Genomic DNA, 20,591 nt, shown 5'->3' with positions numbered 1-20,591 from the left:
CAGAAACATAAGCCCTGTAATACGGGCGTAATCAGGAATATTGTGCATACTCAATTTAGGATTTCCACCGTCTATCGGATAACTCAATGAATCTCGACATCCGCACAATGATGGTGATGATGTCGGCACTCGCCCTGATGTTTTCCGGCCTGCTGACCCTGGCGGGATTACATGCCGGCAACGTCCGCGGAGTACAGCACTGGGCAATGGGGAGCCTATGCATCGGGTTGGGGCTAAGCTTTTCCTATAGCCAGATGGAACCGCCCGGCGACGCTTGGGCTCTGGTGCTTGGCGCCACATTGCCGATGGCGGGAGTAGGCTTGCAATTCAACGGCATCCAGACATTCAAGACGGGACGATGCAATGGATACCTTCCGTGGTTGCTGGCCGGACTGGCGCTTATCCTGGGCATCTGGTTCGTTGTTCTCCATCCCGACATTCAAGCCCGCGCCGTCGCCAATTCTTTGATTTTCGGTTTGTGCAACGCAGCCTGCGCCCATGCCTTGCTGATCCGCATAGAACAACCGTTGCGTACCGCGTATTGGTTTACCGGCGCGACATTCGCGATACTTTCAACATTGTTTTTGATCAGAGCGATAATAGTTTTTTTCTCCCCCCCGAATAGCTACGGCCTTTATTTGCAAACTCCGATCAATCCGATATCGTTTTTTATCGGCAGCATGGCGCAAATGTGCTTGGCTTTCGGATTCGTGCTGATGCTGAATTACCGGCTTTCCGCGGACCTGCAAAAACTGGCGGCAAGCGATGCGCTGACCGGAGCGCTGAATCGGCGCAGCCTGGAACAGGAAGCTGTTCGCCTGTCGGCGCGTTGTACCCGTACCGGCGATTCGCTGGCTATCATGATGATCGATGTCGATCATTTTAAGTCCATCAATGACCGCTACGGCCATCAGACGGGCGACGAGGTATTGAGACGTCTGGCTGCGGTGGCGCAAAAAACGATCCGCAGCGACGACTACTTCGCCCGCTACGGAGGCGAGGAATTCTGCATTCTGCTGCCGTCCACCATCGAAAAAGATGCCTGGATATTGGCTGACCGCCTCCGCCAAACTTATGCAGGAATGGTGATGGAATTCGGCGGCGAGATTTTGCGCAGCACCATCAGTATCGGTGTGGCTGATTCAACTCATGCCGGATTGGAATTCACCGCGCTGGTAGCCGCCGCCGACCAGGCAATGTACCGGGCCAAACAGGAAGGCCGCAATCGGGTTATGATGTATTCTGCTTATTTATTTGTTTAGTATTGCGGCGCCTCAATCCTATAAAAAAGCCGCTCGATTGGCTTCTACCGTCCTATCCACACATAACCTAAATTAGATATTGTTCTCCCGCTAAACTGCCCTGTGCGGAGCCGAAGTAACGGCATGAACATGTTTCAATAAATCAGGATTCCAATGCGCAATTGCCCAGCCAAGCTGGTCGGTTAGCGGAGCTTGTTGCAGTTCAACCGGCGGATTTTGCTTTAATAAGCCCAACAACTTAAAGATAACGCGATGAGGAGCAGTTAAGTCGACTGCCGTTGCCTGCGTCTGCTTGCTGAGCTTATAGCCTTGCTCGTCGACAATAACCGGGACATGCATATAGCCTGGCGTGGAAAGCCCCAGTAATTGCTGCAAGTAGATCTGTTTGGGTGTTGCATCCAGCAAATCGAAACCGCGGACGATATGGTTAACGCGTTGCAGGTCATCGTCAATCACTACGGCGAATTGATAGGCGATAATCCGGTCTTTGCGCTTTACGATGAAATCGCCGTCCTGCTCGGCAAGGTTATGGGAAATCAGGCCTTGCAGCTCATCCTGAAACGTAATGATGCGGCTGTCAGCCTTAATACGCAATGCGTGAGGGACATCGGGCGGGGCTTGCCGGTCTCGGCAAATGCCGGGGTAAATATCGGGCCGCGCCTGCTCTCTACCGCCGGTTGTCAGTGCTTTTCTGCTGCATGTACAAGGATAGATCAGCTTGTTTTTTTGTAAGTCGCTGATAATGTCGTTATAAATATCGATATACCGGCTTTGGTAATAAACCGTACCGTCCCAATGCAAACCAAAGATTTCCAGAGTTTCCAAAATCGCATCGGCGGAACCTTGTACATTTCTGGGGGTATCGAGATCATCAATGCGCAAAAGCCACTGGCCTTGTTGTGAGCGGGCTTGAAGAAAACCGGCAAGAGCCGTGTAAAGAGAACCGAGGTGTAAAGGGCCGGTAGGCGAAGGCGCAAACCGGCCGATGATGGGTTGTTTATCCAGACTTAACCCATTTGTTTTTCGCGGATTTCATCGAGTGTTTTGCAATCGATGCACAACGTGGCGGTAGGTCTGGCTTCCAGACGGCGTATGCCGATTTCAATGCCGCAAGACTCACAATAACCGTAATCTCCCGATTCAATTTCTTTAAGGGCTTCGTCAATTTTCTTGATCAGCCTACGCTCGCGATCACGGGTCCTTAATTCCAGACTGAATTCCGATTCCTGGGACGCACGGTCATTAGGGTCAGGAAAATTAGAAGCATCGTCCTGCATGTGATGCACGGTACGGTCTACTTCGTGCATTAACTCAGCTTTCCAGTTTTTAAGAATAGTCTCAAAATGTTTCAATTGAGCGCTATTCATATATTCTTCGCCCCCTGTTTCTTGGTAAGGCTTAAAACTGAAAGGTGATGCGCCAGTTTTAGAACTATCGGTCATCCATTAACTCCTAAGACAAGATTAAATAAAACCGCGCATTTTTAGCAGAATAGCAACCGGATAGCAAGGTTTATTGGTATGATCCACCTCTTTTGTGATTAGTGTCAATTATAATGAACTTACGGCTAGCGAAGCGGACTCAGGAGATCACCCCCTTTTATGTGATGGCGCTGTTGCGGCGCGCAAAACAATTGGAGGCACAGGGTAAGGATGTCATTCACATGGAAATCGGCGAACCTGATTTTGCTACGCCGCAGGCCATTGTTGAAGCGGGCGTCAGGCAACTTAAAACCGGCGAGGTGAAATATACGCCGGCGGCAGGATTGTCCGAGCTGCGTGAAAAAATAGCCGAGTTTTATCGGCAGCGTTATTCAGCCGCTGTAGACAAGGAACGCATTTTCGTAACGCCAGGCGCCTCAGGGGCGTTTCTGTTGGCGCTGGGAACAAGCCTTAATCCGGCAGAAGAACTGTTGATGGCCGACCCCTGTTACCCCTGTAACAGCAATTTTATTAAGTTGTTCGGCGGCCAAGCCAAAACCATTCCGGTCGATGCGGCTAGCCGTTATCAACTGACCGCGGCACAGATCAAACAGCATTGGACCAAAGCCACCAAAGGTGCGTTGATTGCATCGCCGTCAAACCCGACCGGCACGCTGATTGCTCCAGATCAATTGAAACAGGCCGTACACACCGTGAACGAGTTAGGCGGCTGCTTTTATTCCGATGAGATTTATCATGGCCTGGTTTATGATGAAAATGCTTCATCGGCGCTGGAATTTAGTGACAATGTGTTTGTGATCAACAGTTTCTCCAAGTATTTCGGCATGACCGGCTGGCGGGTCGGCTGGTTGATCGTGCCGGAGGAGTTTGCCTGCGCGACGGAGAAGTTGGCGCAGAATATATTTATCGCCACCGCCACCCATTCGCAATATGCCGCATTAGCGGCGTTTGACAAGCACACGCAGGCCGAGTTGGAGCATAGACGCGCCGAATTTGAAATGCGGCGTGATTTTCTGTATGACGCCTTGTTGCGCCTGGGCTTTGAAATCCCGATCAAACCCGATGGCGCATTTTATATTTACGCCAATTGCGCCAAATTTACCGATGACAGCTATCAGTTCGCGCTGGATCTGCTGGAAGCTGAAGGCGTTGCCGTAACGCCGGGGAAAGATTTCGGCCTCAATGAAGCAAACCACCATATCCGGTTTGCTTATACGACGTCTATCGATAGAATGTCCGTTGCCATGCAACGTTTAGAAAAATTTATTAACAAGGGATGACTATGTCCATAAGACAAGTATCAGCATCAGAATTAAAAACCCGAATCGAAAATGAACCGCATCTGTTTTTGCTGGATGTCAGGGAACCCAATGAGTTTGAATACGCCAGGATAAAAAACAGCGTTTTAATTCCGCTTAATCAAATTCCGCAAAGACTGGGGGAGTTGAACCCACAACAGGAAATTGTGGTGATTTGCCATCATGGCGTGCGCAGCCAACAGGCCTGCATGTATCTTTCCCATTCAGGATTTAAGAATATTGCAAATTTGACCGGCGGAATCGATGCCTGGTCTTGCGATTGCGACAGCTCAGTACCCCGATATTAGATAACGGCAACGCATCAGAGATAAAACCGTCCGATGCGTCGTTTAGCGGTTTATTTAAAACCGTCTTGCTTGAACTTCTCCAATTGCTTCTTAAAGCCTTTCCTATCAAACAGGTAGTATAAAAAAATCAGCAAAAACGGCCAAAACATATAGCCCAGCAATTTCAATGCCGTCCAAATTTCCATAGTTACCCCCCTCGTTTTGTTCTATATTTTGCTTGCTCGCACTTTGTCATATTTTGGATTCCAAACTTTGCCTGGCCTGCGGGCAGCGCATCGCAAAAACCTTGCACTCCCTCGTTAATCCGATACCGAAAGCATCTCCAAGGCCAACAGCGCCATGTTTTTCGAACCGCCGCCCTGCCCTAACTGCCGTTTAACCTGATTCAGGTTTTCGCGCATTTGATCGGCATAGGCTTTATCGGTCAGGATTCGCAACACTTCAACCGACAGGTTTTCGGCTGTTGCATCGTGCTGGATCAGTTCTTTGATGATGCTTTTGCCCGACACGATATTCGGCAGGCCTATAAAAGGCGTATTCACCAGCCATCGGCCCAACCAGTAGGTGATCGAAGACAGCTTATAGGCAATGACCATCGGAACGGTCAACAACGCAATTTCCAACGTCGCGGTACCTGAGGTCGTCATCACCGCGTCGCAGCATTGAATGACGTCGTAAGGCTGATTTTTTATTACCGTGATTTTAAGCGGAGACTGGCGAATGTAGTCTTCAAGCAACGCATCGCTGATTGAATCGGCTTGCGGCAAGATAAACTGGCATCCGGGTAAACCGGACTGCACTTTTTCGGCAGCCGCCAGCATGACCGGCAACATGCGCTTGATTTCGTTGGCGCGGCTGCCGGGCAACAAACCGACTATCGGCTTGTTTTTGTCCAGCCCGAAACGGGTTAAATCTTCATCTTTGCCGTATTGGGCATGGACTTTATCTACCGAGGGATGTCCCACGTAGCGCACCGGCACCTTTTCGGCGTCGTAATAAGCCGTCTCGAACGGGAAGATCACCGCCATCATATCGATAACTTTGCCGTAAGCCACTACCCGCCCCGGACGCCATGCCCATATCTGGGGACTGACGTAAAATAAGACTTTAATGCCCTGCTGTTTGGCGTAACGCGCCAGTTTGAAGTTGAATTCCTTGTAATCCACGCAAACCAGCAAGTCGGGGCGTTCGCTTGCAACCAGTTGTTGCATCAATTTTAACGCGCGGCGGATTTCGGCATAATGCTTGATGACTTCAACCACGCCGATGACGGCGATATTGGCTGAGTCATAGCGAATATCGATGCCCGCCTGAGCCATTTTTGCGCCGCCCATGCCGATACCTTTAATGTCCGGCTGCCGTTTTTTCAGTTCGAGGAACATATTGGCGGCATGCTGGTCGCCGGATGACTCTCCGGCGCTGAATAGGATTTTTAAAGGATTCAAGGTTCAAGGCTCATATGAAAAATCATTTCGTCCACGACAGACACAAAAAGCACGAATTAGAATTTATGACTTATTCTTAATTACCATGAAGGACATGAAGATAATGAAGAAAGAGACCAATCGATTTTTCGTATAAGACGATTGGTTATGTGTCTTGCTCAAAGCAAAGCTTAGTTTTTATGAATTCGTTTCAATATAACATCTGAAGCAAATACATATATCTTCAAGTCCTTCATGATCTTCATGGTAAAAATAAATAACATTTTGGGAATCAGCACCCGAATGGCGATTGACTGTTTTGCAACCCTAGTTTTCGTGTTTTTATGCGTCTTTCGTTGACAACTGTTATTACGCTGCCGTCAAAACATCCCGAATAACACTCACAATCTCTTTGATTGAATCATCCTCAAGGAACGGGCAAATCGGTAATGACATGCAGTTGGCCGCAACAAATTCGGTCACCGGTAAGCTGACGTTGGCATATTCCTGTTTAAACACATTCTGCCGGTGCAAAGGCACCGGATAATACACGGCGCAGCCGATTTGCTTATCCTGCAAGGCTTTCATCACCTCGTCGCGACGCTCGCACAGCAAGGTGTATTGATGATAAACATGCTCGCCCAGCCCGTCTTCAAACGGCGTGGTCAGCGGCAAGTCGGCCATCAACTCCGAATAAAGACGCCCGACATGACGGCGGCCTTGATTGTATTGGTCGATGCGTTTTAATTTGGCCCTTAATATCACCGCCTGCATCTCATCTAGGCGGCTGTTATAGCCGATCACGTCATGGTAATAACGGACATCCGAACCATGGTTGTGCAGCATTTTAAGTTTCTTTGCGGTCTCATCGGAGTTGGTGACGACCAGCCCGCCATCGCCGAATGCGCCCAGATTCTTGCTCGGAAAAAAACTGAAACCAGCCGTATGACCGATAGAACCTGTCTGTTTGCCGTCGATGCTTGCGCCGAACGACTGGCAGCAATCTTCAATCAGTTTCAAGCTGTATTGGTCGCATAGTTGCTTAATCGCGGTCATGTCCGCCGGTTGGCCGAACAAATGCACCGGCATGACCGCTTTGGTTTTTGGCGTAATGGCTTTTTCTATGGCTTCCGGTGAGATATTGAAAGTCTTGGGATCTATATCGACGAAAACGGGAATCGCACCGACATATTTAATGGCTTCCGCGGTAGCAATAAAGGTGAAGGCTGTAGTAATCACTTCATCGCCTGCACCGATGCCTTCGGCAATCAATGCCAGATGCAGCGCATCGGTTCCCGACGCCACGGCTATCGCATGTTTAACACCCAGATACTCGGCTGTTTCTTTTTCAAAGGCTTGAACATTAGGGCCTAATATAAACGAACAATTTTCGATTGTTTCAGCCAGCCCGCTCTCAATTTCGTCTTTAATTTCGGCATATTGAGCCTTAAGATTTACCATTGGTATCATGTTTCGTTGCCTATTATCTATTTTTGAAATCTTACGTTGATATGTTCTATATATTTATCACGAAGAGCACAGAGTCCACGAAAAATGAAATATAAAACTTCGTGTTCTTCGTGTTCTTCGTGGTTAACAAAACATGTTACAGAATTTTATAATTGGTTATTTATCGCCTAATAACCGGGTAATGGCTATCGCTGTTTCCAGCGCTCTTTTTCCCGCCTCACCGGAAACCAGCGGATTGTCGCCGGTATGAATGCAGTTAACGAAATGCTTGATTTCTTCGAGCAGGGCGTCGCCGCTTTCAAAAACCGACTCTTCGGTTTCTATTTCAGGAATACCGGGGAACATTTCGCCTTTACCGGTGCGGTGTTTGGTTAAAATACGGTTCTGGAAATCCACCGAGACGTAGGAAGACGGCCTGAACATGCGCATTTTGCGCTCCATCTTCATGCTGATCCGGCTGGCCGTCACATTGGCCACACAACCGTTTTTAAACAGCAGCCTGGCGTTCGCAATATCGGTGCCTTGCGTTAATACCGCGGTGCCGCTGGCGTCGATGCGTTCCACCTCGGAATCGACCAAGGCCAAAATAATGTCGATGTCATGGATCATTAAATCCAGCACGACGCTGACATCGTTGGCGCGCGGATTAAACGGCGACAACCGGTGGGATTCAATAAACAGCGGCTTTTCTTCTTTGTCCAGGCCCAATACCGCCGGATTAAAGCGTTCCAGATGCCCCACCTGCAAAATCAGATTCTTTTCCTTGGCAATGGCGATCAATTCGTCGGCTTCTGCAACCGTCACGGTAATCGGTTTTTCAACCAGCACATGAGCGCCCGCATTCAGAAAATCCCTGGATACCTTGTGGTGCAGCGTCGTAGGGACAACGATGCTGACTGCATCGACTTTACCTAACAGAGACTGATAGTCTGTCAACGCTGTCGCACCGTACTGTTCGGCGACTTCCTTCGCTGCCGCCTCATTTATATCGACCACGGCAACCAGCTCACAGTCAGGCAGCGACGCATATTTTTGTGCGTGAAACTTGCCCAGGTAACCCGTACCGATAACAGCGCATTTTAATTTTCTCATACGATTATTTATATCCGTTCTACTTACGCCCCAGCGGTAAGGGCCACATAATCGTCAGTATTGTAAACTATCGCTATGTATTCAGAAAATTTTGTACTTGGCAGTTATCGCAATTGGTTTTTGATGTTATGATCAAACCAACATTCAAATTTGACCGGCCGCTCTCAGCATCTTCCTGAATATTCATCAGATTTCGCTTACATCATACCAATAAAACCGCAGCCTATAAGGAAGATGTCATGACCGACAAAGACAAGGACGATATCAAACTCATAAAAAAAGCGGCTCAATCAATTCTGAAGGATGAAATCAAACACCTTAACATTGTATCTCCTGTCGCCCTTAAGCTATTAAGGCTAAGCAATGACGACAACACCAAGATCGAGAGCTTATCCCAGCTGATAGAAACAGAACCGGTGTTGGCCGCAAAAATTCTAAATCAGGTTAATTCCGTTGCATACGCCCTTCCTACTAAAATAACCTCGATTAACCGCGCAGTCAGCATGCTGGGATTTTCTACCGTGCGCCAACTCGCACTAACCCTGCAATTTCACAGCAAGCTGACACAACAAAACTCAACAAAATCATTCGATTTATTATTTTTCTGGCAACATTGCCTGTATGTAGCCTTATTGAGCAGGAGAATAGCCGTCGCACTTAAGTACCCTGACCCGGATCTGGTTTACACGGGAGGACTTATCCACGATATTGGCAAAGTGGTTCTGGAAAACCATGGACGCGTGACTTACAGTGATTTTATTGCTTCGATTGGCAATAACAAACATTCGACCCAAGAACAAGAACGCAGCTTTTTCGGAATAACGCATACCGACATGGGCCATGTTTTTTGTCTGGAATGGCAATTGCCGGCATCCGTCACCGCAATCGTTGCCTGTCACCATAACCAGCCGACTGAAACCTCACAGTTCGCAGAATTTAAAACGGAAATCGCCATCGTTGCCTTTGCAAACTATATAGCCTGGATACAGGGCATTGGCTCGGCTAACTACGATAGCCACCCGACATTACAGAGCGCTTTGCTCCAAACCCTTGGCATTGACCGGCTGAATCTTGAAACGCTACTGCAACAGGTAGATCAGGACATGCAAAGCACTCAAGAATTCTATGATACCCATCTGCCCGGTTTAACCACGTTACGGGCCACACTGGTCAAAGCAACCATTAATCTAAGCCAGATAAGCGAGGCTAAAGCTTTTACCGCCGACACATCCAACAGGAAATCATCCTGTTTGACAGCGCCCCATCACAGCCTTAACCCTAAGGACTTTATACCCCGAACGTTAGAAGCATTACAGGACGAGTTTTCTTTTGATCGCAGCATGATGTTCATGATCGATCCTAAGCGCCGCTGTCTGATTGCATCATACTGGTGGCCGAAATCAATATTGCCGGCGGAACTGCAACCCTTTGAAGTCGACATTAGCGGCATTTCCGGTTTGTTGTTAAATTGTTTACGCGCAAAAAAAGCCGTCATCATCGATGCCAAAACAGAGCCTGGTAATTCCATCATTCAACGCTTGAAGACTACTGAGTTTATCGCTATACCCGTGTTACATCATAACAATCTGGTCGGTTTGCTTTACGCCGATAATTCACTGTCAGAAAAACCGATGCATGAACAATTACTGCCGGAAATCATGCCCATTGCCTATGAATTGGGGATTGCGATGTTTAATGCCAAACAATATGGCCAGGAGAAAAAGCACGCGCAACTCGATCACTTAACGCAATTGTTCAATAAACGAATGGTCAACAATTTCCTGGTCGAGACTTTTCAAGAGGATGCGTCCATTCTGGCAAATATCGCCGTTGGCTTTATCGATATAGACAAGTTCAAGCTGCTTAATGACAACTGCGGACATCAGGCTGGGGATGATGCATTAAAGATTGTTGCCGATATTTTGCGCCATTCAATCCGCCCAGGAGATTTCATCGGCCGCTATGGAGGAGAAGAATTTTTATTCGTACTTAAAAATACCAATGAGGCCGGGGCCAAAGGTTACGCCGAACGCATCCGATCGGAAATTGAGCGTCGCGGCAAGATTCTAAGTCAGCGGTTTCATGGTCAAATAATGACGGTCAGCATCGGCGTGGCCATGTATAGCCCGCGCTATGGTCGATACGCCGACATGATCGAAGCCGCCGACCAAGCTATGTACCGGGCAAAAAATGAAGGCAGGAACAGAGTTGTTCTGCTGTCCGACAAAAAATAACAGCAACGCCGACGACTTTCAGTATGAATCAACAGCGCCCAAATCCAATGTTTTAGGTTGAGAACGATTCTCCAGCCGCTAGAGGCGTTTAAAACTCCAAAGTATCCGTTTGGACGTTCGCATCAAAACTAAACGCATAGACAAACTCAGTATGTGGCCGACCCAGAAAAAAAATCACTATCGTCCCAAACGCCGTTCAGTTTCCAACACCCGTTGCGTCGTCTGTAGCACGGTATCTGGATTCAGACTCATAGAGTCTATGCCGACCTCCACCAAAAACTCCGCCATCTCGGGATAGTCGGACGGCGCCTGTCCGCAAAGACCGCAATGCCGGCCGTTGCGCCGCGAACCGTCAACGGCAAGACGGATCATTTCCTTAACGCCGGGGTCGCGCTCGTCAAAATCTTCGGCGATGATTGCGGAGTCGCGGTCTACACCCAAGGTAAGCTGGGTCAAGTCATTGGAACCGATAGAAAAACCGTCAAAACACTTGGAAAAAGCATCGATTTGAATGACGTTATTGGGAATCTCACACATCACGTAAATTTCCAGCCCCTGTTCGCCGCGTTTCAAACCGAGCTGCGCCATGTAATCGAGCACTCGTTCGGCTTCCTGTACGCGGCGGCAAAATGGGATCATCAAAATCACATTGCTTAACCCCATCTGCTCGCGCACCCGCTTCATGGCCTTACATTCCAACGCAAAACCTTCTGCGTAAGCGGGGTGGATGTAACGCGATGCGCCTCGAAAACCAATCATCGGATTGGCTTCATCGAATTCAAACCAGCGCCCGCCGAGCAAGGTAGCGTATTCGTTGGTTTTAAAATCAGACATGCGCACGACGACAGGTTTGGGATAAAACGCGGCGGCAATGGTTCCGACGCCTTCCGACAGTTTCTGGACAAAGTAATCTTCAGCGCCGGCATAATTGCGCGTTAATCGGGCCAACTGTTCCCGCTCACCGGCATCCTGCACTCGCTCCGGGTGTATCAGCGCCATAGGGTGCGCCTTGATGTATTCGGTGATGATGAACTCCATCCGAGCCAATCCCACACCGTCATTCGGCAGGAAGCTGGTTTTAAAGGCCAGTTCGGGATTCCCGATATTGAGCATGATTTTGGTTTTCGGGCGTTGCAGCTCCGACAGATCAGTGGTTTTAATGTCGAAACCGAGAATACCGGAATAAACTTTGCCCGCATCGCCTTCGGCACACGACACCGTAACCGGGCTGTTATTTTTAATCATCGTCGTGGCGTTATCGCAGCCGACAACGGCCGGGACGCCCAATTCGCGCGAGATAATCGCTGCATGACAAGTACGCCCGCCGCGATTGGTGACTATCGCCGAAGCTATTTTCATGACCGGTTCCCAATCCGGCGTCGTCATATCGGCAACCAGCACATCCCCGGCTTTAAAGCTGCTTAGCTGCTCGACATTATCGATAATCCGCGCATTGCCCGTGGCAATCTTGCTGCCCACCGCATGCCCCGTGATCAACGGCTCTGCTTTCTGGTTAAGGCTGTATTGTTCCAGAACCATGCCGCGTAATTGGGAAACCACGGTTTCCGGACGCGCCTGTACAATATACAACGTACCGTCAAGACCGTCTTTCGCCCACTCCATATCCATCGGTTTGGCCTGACCTGCTTTGGCGCTGTAATGCTTTTCTATTTTAATGGCGTAATCGGCAAGAGTCAGGACATCGGCATCGTTGATACAAAAGCGGTTGCGTTCTTCGGCAGAGGTCACGATATTGCGGGTAGATTCACGGGTGCGTCCATCGCTGTAAACCATCTTTATTTTCTTTGAACCCAAGGTCCGCCTTAATACCGCTCGATGGCCTTGTTCAAAAGTGGGTTTATGCACATAAAACTCGTCGGGGTCTACCGCGCCTTGCACGACATTTTCACCCAGGCCATAGGCTCCGGTAATAAACACCACATCTTTGAATCCCGATTCGGTGTCCAGCGAAAACATCACGCCACTGGCGTCCAGATCCGAGCGGACCATTTTCATAATGCCTATCGATAAGGCCAGTTTGAAATGATCGAATCCTTGATCGACCCGGTAGTGGATGGCCCGGTCGGTGAACAGGCTGGCAAAACAGCGCTTGCAGGAATCCAACAGCGCCTGATCCCCGCGTATATTCAGGTAAGTATCCTGTTGTCCGGCAAAACTGGCGGTCGGCAAATCTTCGGCGGTAGCGGAACTGCGCACCGCAACGCTTAAATCATCGCCATACTGTTTTTTCAATTGATTAAAGGCCTCGATAATTTGCTGCTCAAGGTCTTCAGGAAAAGGTGCGGCGTAGATTGTTTCCCTTGCTTTACGTGCACGTTTGGCAAGATCGGCGACATCGTCAGGATTTAAATCATCCAATGCCTGATGCAGCGCCTCCCAGCTATGCGTTTGGTCCAACACATAGCGGTAAGCTTCGGCGGTCACGGCAAAACCGTTTGGAACTTGGATGCCTTGCGGCGTCAATTCCCTGTACATTTCGCCTAACGAGGCATTCTTGCCGCCTACGAGAGATACATCTTCAATCGTTAATTCATTAAACCAACGGATATAATTTGCTTGCTCAGACATCATAGCTCCTTAAACGAATGATCTGCTTGATTGACAGCTTACCGGGATTTATTCAATCGTTAGCTAAATAACCATATTTATTATATGTGACACTATGTCACATTATCGTTTTGCTTTCTCGTTGATAGCATATCAATATGCGCTCTTACTTACCCCCACTTGTGGTAAGCGGGAGCTTAATCGTTTATTAGGCTCCCTTTTTTTTGGATTTTTCCGCTGACTTCAGCATTCAAACTTGCCAATCAACCGTCTGTACTGTTTTCCACAATTCCTGTGTATAACTTTGTGCATAAGCTATAAATAACACCGCCCAGATTCGATAAAACCTAACTCTTCGTTGAATTGTAGTATTTTTATACAAAAATAATTTTTTATTAAATATCAACAAATTGGATTTGCGTAATTTTTGATGCATGAAATCCACCTAAAACTTGACATCTCATTTATTGCAACAGAGTTAACTGTGCATAAACTACATTTAACGTCTCTTAAGCTTGTCAGCCCAAACAGCTAATTACGTTGATTGCGATCAATATTGCAGCGCCCTTACCCAAAACACAGGGAATGAGAGGGGCAAACCATACCAACTATATCCCATTGAGAGACATTTGATTCAACGGTTTACCTCGATATACCGTGTTAGTGGCTGGAAACAAAAAGGGCGCTAGATTAATAGCGCCCTTGAAGGTCTAAAAAAGCATGCGTTTGACTAGATAAAGCTAATTCATCTCAAACTAGCTATCCACAATACTAATGCGGAAACGTTAAAAAATCTAATTGATCCGTCTCTTCTTTGAAAGTAACTGATCGATTAAACAGCGATACCTACCTGTAAAGCATCAAACCAGTCTAAAAACCGTTTAACATCATCGCCTTTAAACATCCGTCCATGCTGTGGAGCTAAAATATCAATATCCAGATTTCTTACCCGTTCAATCCAGACTCTTTTGGCCTGATTTGACGGCATCCACCGCTGATGCCAATACCGCATTTTCTCTACATGCGCGGCAAAATTCTCAACGAAAACAGGTGCATCAGGACCCTCGATAGCTCCACCCACATCCCCAGACATCAGAATCTTAGCTTGCGGATCATAAATGTGAAAATTCCCGGATGAGTGCAAATAATGAGCAGGGATAATCTGTAATTCCACAGACTCCAATTTAATTGTTCCGCCGTTATCCGGAATAGCCACGTATTCTATTGATTCACAGCTGTAATGCCGCAAAAAACCTTCCCAAATCGCCGGCGCATGGAGCTTGGCATTTGTTAACGCCTGATCCCATAAACCCAGCGACGAGATCACATCAGGATCCTGATGCGAAGCGAACAGATCCGTTATTTGATCTACAGGTGCATGATGTAACACAGCCGCCATCATCGGGGCAAACAGTTCAGCGCCACCCGGATCTAAAAGCAGACAGCGGTTGGCCGTGCGTACTACATATTGGTTGGTATCGATTACATTATTGGGCTTGCCTTCATCCCTTCCAAACATAATCCATTGATGCGATCCTTCATATATCTTGGTCGTTTTCATAAAAAACAATGCCTTTTAAGTTAAACTATTCAACTATTGCGATAAATGGATAATGCGATCCTACAACGCTGCACATTATCATGAATGGTATGTGCGGCTTTATCCACACTTTCAGCAACCGCCTGCAAACTCTGCAAATATTCACCTGCTTGTGATGCTTCAATTCTTGAATTTGCTGCAATAACCCGAGCGGCGCGTGCATGATGCATCACGGCTTCGAGCTGGCCTAACAGTTGCGAGACATCCCGTTTAAACTGCCTTTGGCAATCTTGCATTGACAGCCTTGCATGATCTACAGGCTCCTGCATCGATTTAGCATAGGGGGCATCTTCAGCCATTTTTGCCGCCAGCTCGAATTTATTATACGCAACCGTTTTTTGGTATTCATCGACAGTTAAGCGATATAACACTAAGGCATAGATATTGATATTGGTAACCAGTTCAATTGTTTCTTTAGCCAATTCATTAATGAAATCAGTAATCGGTTGAAATCCTTTTGCTTTATCTCCAGCCCTAAATGCGATAGCCTTGGCGTTGGCCGCAGCTAATGATATTTCTTTAGCCACCACCATGACCGCACTCAACTCCGAGGTAATGGAAGCTACTGCAATAAATTGTGATTTAGTCTGATTAGTCATAGTTAATTACACAGCGTGAAAAGTAACATTTTTAGAATCCTGTATATGACGCAATACATTATTATTCTGTCATGGTAAGTTCTAATGAAATATATCTATATAAATATATCTATATAAAGAACGTTGCCCATTACATCGGAAAAAAGCTGGTAATATAATTTAAAAGAACTTTGGCAGCATATTCCGGTTAACCAAGCTTAACCAAGCTTAAAATCTTATGCGAAACCTCTTCTAACGGCACCACGTAGTCGGTGCAACCCAATTTAAATGCGGCCCCCGGCATGCCCCAAACGACACTGGACTGCTCATCCTGAATAACCGTCTTAGCACCCGCATCGTGCATTTCTTTCATGCCCATTGCTCCATCAGCCCCCATACCCGTCAATAACACGCCCACGGCATTTGCACCCGCACATTGAGAGACTGAGCGAAACAGGACATCAACTGCGGGTTTATGGCGATTGACAGGCAAACCATCGCTCAAATGAATAATGTATTTACCTCCCTCTCTAATCACCAGCATATGCTTGTCTCCCGGCGAAAGATAAATATTACCCGGCTCAACCGTCTGGCCATGCTTGGGAATACACGCTGACATTTCCGTTGCCAAATCAATATGCCGGACAAATGACTGACTGAATGCAGCCGGTAAATGTTGAGTTATTAAAAGAGGCGGCGTATTTGCCGGCAGCCCTTTAACGACAGCTTTAATCGCTTCAGTTCCCCCCGTTGATGCGCCTAAGGCAATTATCTTGTTGGTAGGGCTGATATGAGTTTTTACAGGTGCTGGTTTCAGAATAACATCGACTGAATGTTTTTCTGGAATCTCGGGAGAAGCTGGCGCGGAACTTTTGGGTTTGATCGCTCTATCATGAACGGCCCCCACTTTAGCCTGCGCAGCAACGATGACCTTTGAAATAATTTCATCGGCGTATTCGTTTAACGTGTTAACAACATCGACTTTAGGCTTAGCAATAAAATCTACCGCGCCCAATGCCAAAGCATTTAAAGTAGCCTCCGCACCATGTTCCGTAAGCGTGGAGATCATTACAACCGGAGTTGGTCTTAAGCGCATCAAGTTGCTCAAGAAAGTTATCCCGTCCATGTGCGGCATTTCAATATCCAGCGTCAATACATCTGGATTTAATTGTTTAATCATTTCCCTGGCAATAAGAGGATCCGCTGCTGCACCGACTACCTCAATATCGGGGGAGGAACTTAAAACTTCAGTCAGTATTTTCCTGATTAATGCTGAATCATCAATGATCAATACGCGTATCTTACCCATAAACTCACTCTAAAAGAAGCCGATCATCACCGTCAATAGGTGCATTTTTAATATTGATTGCTACTACTTTACCTTAAGCAATTACATCATTCCTAGAATTTATGGAGTTTTTATCCTGGCATACACATATATTTCTCCGTGTAATATCCAGCCCTGCCGCTCCAGAATTTCTGATTGCAGACCATTATTCAAGTCTTCTAATATTAGCCTGTGATGCTACTATGACCTTGGCAATTATGTCATCAGCATAGTCATTCAATGCATTTTCCACGTCAATTGTCGGTTTAGCTATAAAATCTACCGCACCTAACTCCAACGCAGTTAAAGTAACTTCAGCATTACTTTCTGTAAGCGCTGAAATCATGACAACAGGCATAGGCCGAAGCCGCATCAAATTGCGCAAAAAAGTTATCCCATCCATACGTGGCATTTCAATATCCAACGTCAACACATCCGGATTTAATGCCTTAATCATCTCTCTGGCAATAAGAGGATCTTCTGCCGCGCCAACCACCTCAATATCTGGAGACGAATTTAAAATCTCAGTCAGTACCTTTCTGATTAACAATGAATCATCAATAATCAATACACGTATTTTATTCATTGTATACTCTTAAAAAAGCTCAACATCACCCTCAACAGGCGCGTTTTTAATATTGTTAAAATACTGTCGCTCTCTTCTTACAATTGTATCATTATGCAAATGCTCGATTTTCTTCATTCCAACTTTCCCTGTCCGAGGGAAATAAATTATTTTTCGGGGATAAATATCGCCTAAATCCTGGGATAATAGGGGCAAACCTTCTGTGTCAATATAATCCAAAATAAAATCAATATTTTTCTGGCCGACATCCGTCAAGGTTGGAATAATTTTACCGCCGCCAAACACTTTAACTTCCAAGTTTTTCCTTTTGCCGCCATTCCTCAAAATAGTGTTAATTAAATGCTCCATAGCATAATTTCCATAGCGGGTTGCATTACCAACCACCGCTTCATTACCCTGTTTCAGCTTATCCGCTGTAGTTTCGGGCAACATAAAATGATTCATTCCACCCAATCCTGATACCTTGTCCCGGATGCAGGCCGATATGCAAGAGCCTAATACTGTTGTAATCAATTCGTCCTCTTGGGTCACATAGTATTCGCCGGGCAAAATTTTTGCGGCGACTACTCCACGTTCCTTATCCATATACCTATTAATGTGTTCAAAGCCATCAATGGAGGCTGGACCAATATCATTGCTAGTACTCATTAGTGCTTATGTATTTTTCCTGTAACTGGTACATGCAACCAGCTCGAATTCATTGGATAGCTGGTTTAATGATTCCGAATGTCCGATAAACAACCACGACCTACTCGACAACATTTGAGCATATCTTTGTGCAAGTAATGTCTTTGTTTCACGGTCAAAGTAAATTAAAACATTACGACAAAAAATAAAATCAAAATGGCACTTCATTGGCCAGTCTTGCATCAAATTTAATTTTTTAAATTGAATAATTTGTTGTAATTGAGGCCTTACTTTTACTTGGCCAGACTGTGATGATTTACCTCGCATAAACCATCGCTTGAGTATATCTTCTGGTAAATCACTGACGCGATCTTCCGTGTAGATACCTGCCGATGCTGTTTGTAAGACATTGGTATCCAAATCAGTTGCTAAAATTTTAATGTCCCAGTCAGCGGGTACATTTTCCAATAAAGTAATCGCCAAAGAATAAGGCTCCTCTCCGGTAGAGCAGCCGGCGGACCATACCCTGATTTTTCTGGAGTTTTTATTTCTAACTAAAATTTCAGGGATAACAACGTCACGGACATAATCAAAATGATGCATTTCCCTGAAAAAGGCAGTCAAATTGGTTGTTATGGCGTTAATAAACTCAGTAAACTCGTGCTCAGGATAATTTTTAAGATACTGGCAATATTCCTTGAAATCCGCCAACCCAAGTTTCCTTACCCGCTTTGACAGTCTCGAATAAAACATATCAAATCTTTCATCAGGAACCTGAATACCTGAATGCTCATTGGACAGCTTTCTTAAAAAATTAAAATCATCAACAGTAAATTTAAATTCTCGATCCTTCTCAACAATGGCCATATAAACCGCTTCCTTTTTAATTACTCGTCATGAACGCCAAGTACGTCTAACAAGCCCAGCAATTTGGCAGACTCAACAAATCGTGGTGACGGGTAAATAATGGTTGCTTTCTTTTGCAATTTAACTTCATCTTTTTTCAATGAAACCAATAGCTGCAGTGTGGCTGTGTCTATTGACGATACATCAGATGCATTTATTTCAATTTCATCGTAAGCGCCCAACAAATTCTTCAACTTTTCGTGCAGCTTAACGACATTCTGAATAGTCAATGTAGAATCTAAATCAATTTGCGACCCATCCATTTCCTCTGAAACAGAATCCTCGGCAACTGCTCCTGAACCGTCTAATGCATCTATTTTTGCCCAGTTACCTTCTCCATCCATGCTGTCATCACCCCTTTCTTCTATAAAAACGCTGTCGCTATCGATCTCATCTATTACTAATTCATTTTCTTTAGTTATATTTAAAATCACAATTTCTTCGGCATTTTCAATCAAATCATCCGAGTAATCATCGGTCATCGTGACATCATTATCACAGCCTGCGTCTTCAGGTTTATTGCTATCCAAATATACCTTATCGATTGTTTCTTCAACCTTATCAACATCGCCGTCCATCCACGCTAGAGGATCGTACCCGATTAAATCATTTTCTTCACTTGTTGCCATACATCACCTTGTCTTCAAGAAAATCATGAGCAAGGCTACGAAAATCCCTTGCCGAACGACTTTTCGGACTATATTCTAAAATCGTTTTACCAAAGCTGGGACATTCTGCAAGCAGCGCTGTCTCTCTAATGACTGTCGCCAATATTTGCTCAGGAAAATGCGTAAGCAGAATATTTAACACCTGGCTCGATATTCTTCTATTAGGCGAATATCGAGACATCACTAATAGTGTTTTAAATTTCCTTTTCAAAGCCTTTTCGAATCTCTTAATCGTACCCATTAAATGAGATAAACCTTGCAACGCAAGAAAATCGCTGGCCATAGGAATTAAAATCTCATCAGCAGCAATCAATGCATTCGCAACTAGCAATCCCGAAGATGGGGGACAATCAATAAAAACAAAGTCCTGATCATTAAGACTTTCATGTAAGGCATCTTTTAACAAAACACCACGAGGCGAACTATTGCTCGTTAGGTGTTCAATCTCTTTAAGCTTTGATCCTGATGTAATGAGCTGCAAATTATCCCTGACAGAAATAAGTTGCTGATGAACTTTTTTCTCTTTCAGCATAGCCTCATCAATACCACCAATCCCCTGTGTTGTTACACCTAAAGAAACTGCTAAATGGCCTTGCGGATCAAGATCGATGGCCGTAACTTTTATTCCTAATTCTGCAATAGCATGACATAAATTCGCAGTAGTAGTCGTCTTTCCAACCCCACCTTTCTGATTAATTATTGCAACAATTCTCACCGTCACACCAAACTTTCAATACCCTCAACCTCATCGGGATTGAGCAATTTATCAACGTCTAAAAGCATAATCATCTTTTTCTTATACACATGCATACCTCGCATGTAACGCGTATCAATTTTTGAACCAAAATTTGGTGCTTTTTTGATATCCCCTAAGTTAATATCCAGCACATCAGAAACCGCATCGGCCACAATGCCCATAACAAACTGGTTTGCTCCATGTTCAACACAAAGCACAATAACTACTGTCTTAGGAGAATATTCACAGTGTTCCAGAGAAAAACGTTCTCGTAAATCAATAATGGGTACAACGGATCCGCGTAGATTCAATACACCTTTAACAAAAGCAGGGGTATTCGGTATTATGCGAACGGCTTCCCAGCCACGAATCTCTTGCACCTTTAAAATTTCGACGCCATAGGCTTCGCCTGCAAGTTGAAAGGTGAGAAATTGTTCTACCCGACTATTCACATCTGTTGTCATT

19 protein-coding genes and 1 pseudogene are annotated in these 20,591 nt (G+C 45.8%); 4 read left to right on the top strand and 16 right to left on the bottom strand.

Annotation, left to right across the window (positions count from 1 at the left end; genetic code table 11):
• Positions 1 to 86: 86 nt before the first annotated feature.
• Positions 87 to 1,262, top strand: coding sequence for a GGDEF domain-containing protein (locus B0F88_RS03245; RefSeq protein ID WP_104422510.1), 1,176 nt, complete (start codon positions 87 to 89; stop codon positions 1,260 to 1,262).
• Between the two features lie 90 nt (positions 1,263 to 1,352).
• On the opposite strand, the gene gluQRS is transcribed toward B0F88_RS03245, so the two are convergent.
• Together gluQRS and dksA are read right to left on the bottom strand one after the other, a co-directional pair.
• The gene (gene gluQRS / locus B0F88_RS03240) at positions 1,353 to 2,267 is read right to left on the bottom strand and encodes a tRNA glutamyl-Q(34) synthetase GluQRS (protein WP_104422509.1); all 915 of its coding nucleotides are present in this window, start codon (positions 2,265 to 2,267) and stop codon (positions 1,353 to 1,355) included.
• 2 nt (positions 2,268 to 2,269) lie between these two features.
• Complete coding sequence (dksA, locus tag B0F88_RS03235) at positions 2,270 to 2,704, bottom strand: RNA polymerase-binding protein DksA (protein WP_104422508.1); 435 nt, start codon at positions 2,702 to 2,704, stop codon at positions 2,270 to 2,272.
• Positions 2,705 to 2,817: 113 nt separating this feature from the next.
• Here dksA and B0F88_RS03230 point away from each other — a divergent pair, with 113 nt between their 5' ends.
• Together B0F88_RS03230 and B0F88_RS03225 are read left to right on the top strand one after the other, a co-directional pair.
• On the top strand, positions 2,818 to 3,984 hold the full coding sequence (locus tag B0F88_RS03230) for a pyridoxal phosphate-dependent aminotransferase (RefSeq protein WP_104422507.1): 1,167 nt from the start codon (positions 2,818 to 2,820) through the stop codon (positions 3,982 to 3,984).
• Between the two features lie 2 nt (positions 3,985 to 3,986).
• Positions 3,987 to 4,310 carry a rhodanese-like domain-containing protein gene (locus tag B0F88_RS03225; RefSeq protein ID WP_104422506.1) on the top strand — a complete coding sequence of 108 codons (324 nt, stop codon included), beginning with the start codon at positions 3,987 to 3,989 and terminating at the stop codon, positions 4,308 to 4,310.
• Between the two features lie 50 nt (positions 4,311 to 4,360).
• Here the strand turns inward: B0F88_RS03225 and B0F88_RS19625 are convergent, their stop codons facing one another.
• The 4 genes from B0F88_RS19625 to B0F88_RS03210 form a co-directional block, all read right to left on the bottom strand.
• Positions 4,361 to 4,495 (bottom strand): hypothetical protein, encoded by a 135-nt coding sequence (locus B0F88_RS19625; protein ID WP_258076545.1) that lies wholly within the window; start codon positions 4,493 to 4,495, stop codon positions 4,361 to 4,363.
• Between the two features lie 114 nt (positions 4,496 to 4,609).
• Positions 4,610 to 5,755, bottom strand: a complete 1,146-nt coding sequence (lpxB, locus tag B0F88_RS03220) for a lipid-A-disaccharide synthase (protein ID WP_104422505.1) — start codon at positions 5,753 to 5,755, stop codon at positions 4,610 to 4,612.
• A gap of 348 nt (positions 5,756 to 6,103) precedes the next feature.
• Positions 6,104 to 7,204: a DegT/DnrJ/EryC1/StrS family aminotransferase gene (locus B0F88_RS03215; RefSeq protein ID WP_104422504.1), complete on the bottom strand. Its 1,101-nt coding sequence runs from the start codon at positions 7,202 to 7,204 to the stop codon at positions 6,104 to 6,106.
• A gap of 156 nt (positions 7,205 to 7,360) precedes the next feature.
• Positions 7,361 to 8,296, bottom strand: a complete 936-nt coding sequence (locus B0F88_RS03210) for a Gfo/Idh/MocA family protein (RefSeq protein WP_104422503.1) — start codon at positions 8,294 to 8,296, stop codon at positions 7,361 to 7,363.
• Between the two features lie 239 nt (positions 8,297 to 8,535).
• Here B0F88_RS03210 and B0F88_RS03205 point away from each other — a divergent pair, with 239 nt between their 5' ends.
• On the top strand, positions 8,536 to 10,530 hold the full coding sequence (locus B0F88_RS03205; RefSeq protein ID WP_104422502.1) for an HDOD domain-containing protein: 1,995 nt from the start codon (positions 8,536 to 8,538) through the stop codon (positions 10,528 to 10,530).
• Between the two features lie 177 nt (positions 10,531 to 10,707).
• Here B0F88_RS03205 and ppsA read toward each other — a convergent pair whose 3' ends face one another.
• From ppsA to B0F88_RS03155, 10 genes and pseudogenes are all read right to left on the bottom strand, one after another.
• A complete protein-coding gene (gene ppsA, locus B0F88_RS03200; RefSeq protein WP_104422501.1) occupies positions 10,708 to 13,119 on the bottom strand; it encodes a phosphoenolpyruvate synthase in 2,412 nt (803 codons plus the stop codon).
• 811 nt (positions 13,120 to 13,930) lie between these two features.
• On the bottom strand, positions 13,931 to 14,659 hold the full coding sequence (locus tag B0F88_RS03195; RefSeq protein ID WP_104422500.1) for an MBL fold metallo-hydrolase: 729 nt from the start codon (positions 14,657 to 14,659) through the stop codon (positions 13,931 to 13,933).
• Positions 14,660 to 14,688: 29 nt separating this feature from the next.
• A complete protein-coding gene (locus tag B0F88_RS03190; protein ID WP_104422499.1) occupies positions 14,689 to 15,297 on the bottom strand; it encodes a chemotaxis protein in 609 nt (202 codons plus the stop codon).
• Positions 15,298 to 15,484: 187 nt separating this feature from the next.
• Complete coding sequence (locus tag B0F88_RS03185) at positions 15,485 to 16,585, bottom strand: protein-glutamate methylesterase/protein-glutamine glutaminase (RefSeq protein WP_104422498.1); 1,101 nt, start codon at positions 16,583 to 16,585, stop codon at positions 15,485 to 15,487.
• Positions 16,586 to 16,772: 187 nt separating this feature from the next.
• Positions 16,773 to 17,189, bottom strand: a pseudogene (locus B0F88_RS03180) (response regulator); the annotation flags it as partial.
• Positions 17,190 to 17,198: 9 nt separating this feature from the next.
• Positions 17,199 to 17,837, bottom strand: coding sequence for a chemoreceptor glutamine deamidase CheD (cheD, locus tag B0F88_RS03175; RefSeq protein ID WP_104422496.1), 639 nt, complete (start codon positions 17,835 to 17,837; stop codon positions 17,199 to 17,201).
• A 6-nt stretch (positions 17,838 to 17,843) separates the two neighbouring features.
• A complete protein-coding gene (locus B0F88_RS03170) occupies positions 17,844 to 18,683 on the bottom strand; it encodes a CheR family methyltransferase (protein WP_104422495.1) in 840 nt (279 codons plus the stop codon).
• 20 nt (positions 18,684 to 18,703) lie between these two features.
• The gene (locus B0F88_RS03165; RefSeq protein ID WP_104422494.1) at positions 18,704 to 19,351 is read right to left on the bottom strand and encodes an STAS domain-containing protein; all 648 of its coding nucleotides are present in this window, start codon (positions 19,349 to 19,351) and stop codon (positions 18,704 to 18,706) included.
• Positions 19,338 to 20,105 carry a ParA family protein gene (locus B0F88_RS03160; RefSeq protein WP_104422493.1) on the bottom strand — a complete coding sequence of 256 codons (768 nt, stop codon included), beginning with the start codon at positions 20,103 to 20,105 and terminating at the stop codon, positions 19,338 to 19,340. Before B0F88_RS03160 ends, B0F88_RS03165 begins: the two co-directional genes overlap by 14 nt.
• Before the next feature lie 2 nt (positions 20,106 to 20,107).
• Positions 20,108 to 20,590: a chemotaxis protein CheW gene (locus B0F88_RS03155; RefSeq protein ID WP_104422492.1), complete on the bottom strand. Its 483-nt coding sequence runs from the start codon at positions 20,588 to 20,590 to the stop codon at positions 20,108 to 20,110.
• Position 20,591: the final 1 nt, after the last annotated feature.

The sequence above is a fragment of the Methylobacter tundripaludum genome, assembly GCF_002934365.1.
Classification (GTDB): domain Bacteria; phylum Pseudomonadota; class Gammaproteobacteria; order Methylococcales; family Methylomonadaceae; genus Methylobacter_A; species Methylobacter_A tundripaludum_A.
The sequence above is the reverse complement of the archived record's forward strand: the minus strand, read 5'-3'. Positions and strand labels throughout refer to the sequence as shown.

Coding starts and splice junctions, on each gene's coding strand:
- B0F88_RS03230 (WP_104422507.1), top strand. CDS start 2,818: ATGAACTTACGGCTAGCGAAGCGGACTCAGGAGATCACCCCCTTTTAT.
- B0F88_RS03165 (WP_104422494.1), bottom strand. CDS start 19,351: ATGGCAACAAGTGAAGAAAATGATTTAATCGGGTACGATCCTCTAGCG.
- cheD (WP_104422496.1), bottom strand. CDS start 17,837: ATGAGTACTAGCAATGATATTGGTCCAGCCTCCATTGATGGCTTTGAA.
- B0F88_RS03170 (WP_104422495.1), bottom strand. CDS start 18,683: ATGGCCATTGTTGAGAAGGATCGAGAATTTAAATTTACTGTTGATGAT.
- B0F88_RS03245 (WP_104422510.1), top strand. CDS start 87: ATGAATCTCGACATCCGCACAATGATGGTGATGATGTCGGCACTCGCC.
- B0F88_RS19625 (WP_258076545.1), bottom strand. CDS start 4,495: ATGGAAATTTGGACGGCATTGAAATTGCTGGGCTATATGTTTTGGCCG.
- B0F88_RS03215 (WP_104422504.1), bottom strand. CDS start 7,204: ATGATACCAATGGTAAATCTTAAGGCTCAATATGCCGAAATTAAAGAC.
- ppsA (WP_104422501.1), bottom strand. CDS start 13,119: ATGTCTGAGCAAGCAAATTATATCCGTTGGTTTAATGAATTAACGATT.
- B0F88_RS03205 (WP_104422502.1), top strand. CDS start 8,536: ATGACCGACAAAGACAAGGACGATATCAAACTCATAAAAAAAGCGGCT.
- dksA (WP_104422508.1), bottom strand. CDS start 2,704: ATGACCGATAGTTCTAAAACTGGCGCATCACCTTTCAGTTTTAAGCCT.
- B0F88_RS03195 (WP_104422500.1), bottom strand. CDS start 14,659: ATGAAAACGACCAAGATATATGAAGGATCGCATCAATGGATTATGTTT.
- B0F88_RS03210 (WP_104422503.1), bottom strand. CDS start 8,296: ATGAGAAAATTAAAATGCGCTGTTATCGGTACGGGTTACCTGGGCAAG.
- B0F88_RS03185 (WP_104422498.1), bottom strand. CDS start 16,585: ATGGGTAAGATACGCGTATTGATCATTGATGATTCAGCATTAATCAGG.
- B0F88_RS03225 (WP_104422506.1), top strand. CDS start 3,987: ATGTCCATAAGACAAGTATCAGCATCAGAATTAAAAACCCGAATCGAA.
- B0F88_RS03190 (WP_104422499.1), bottom strand. CDS start 15,297: ATGACTAATCAGACTAAATCACAATTTATTGCAGTAGCTTCCATTACC.
- B0F88_RS03155 (WP_104422492.1), bottom strand. CDS start 20,590: ATGACAACAGATGTGAATAGTCGGGTAGAACAATTTCTCACCTTTCAA.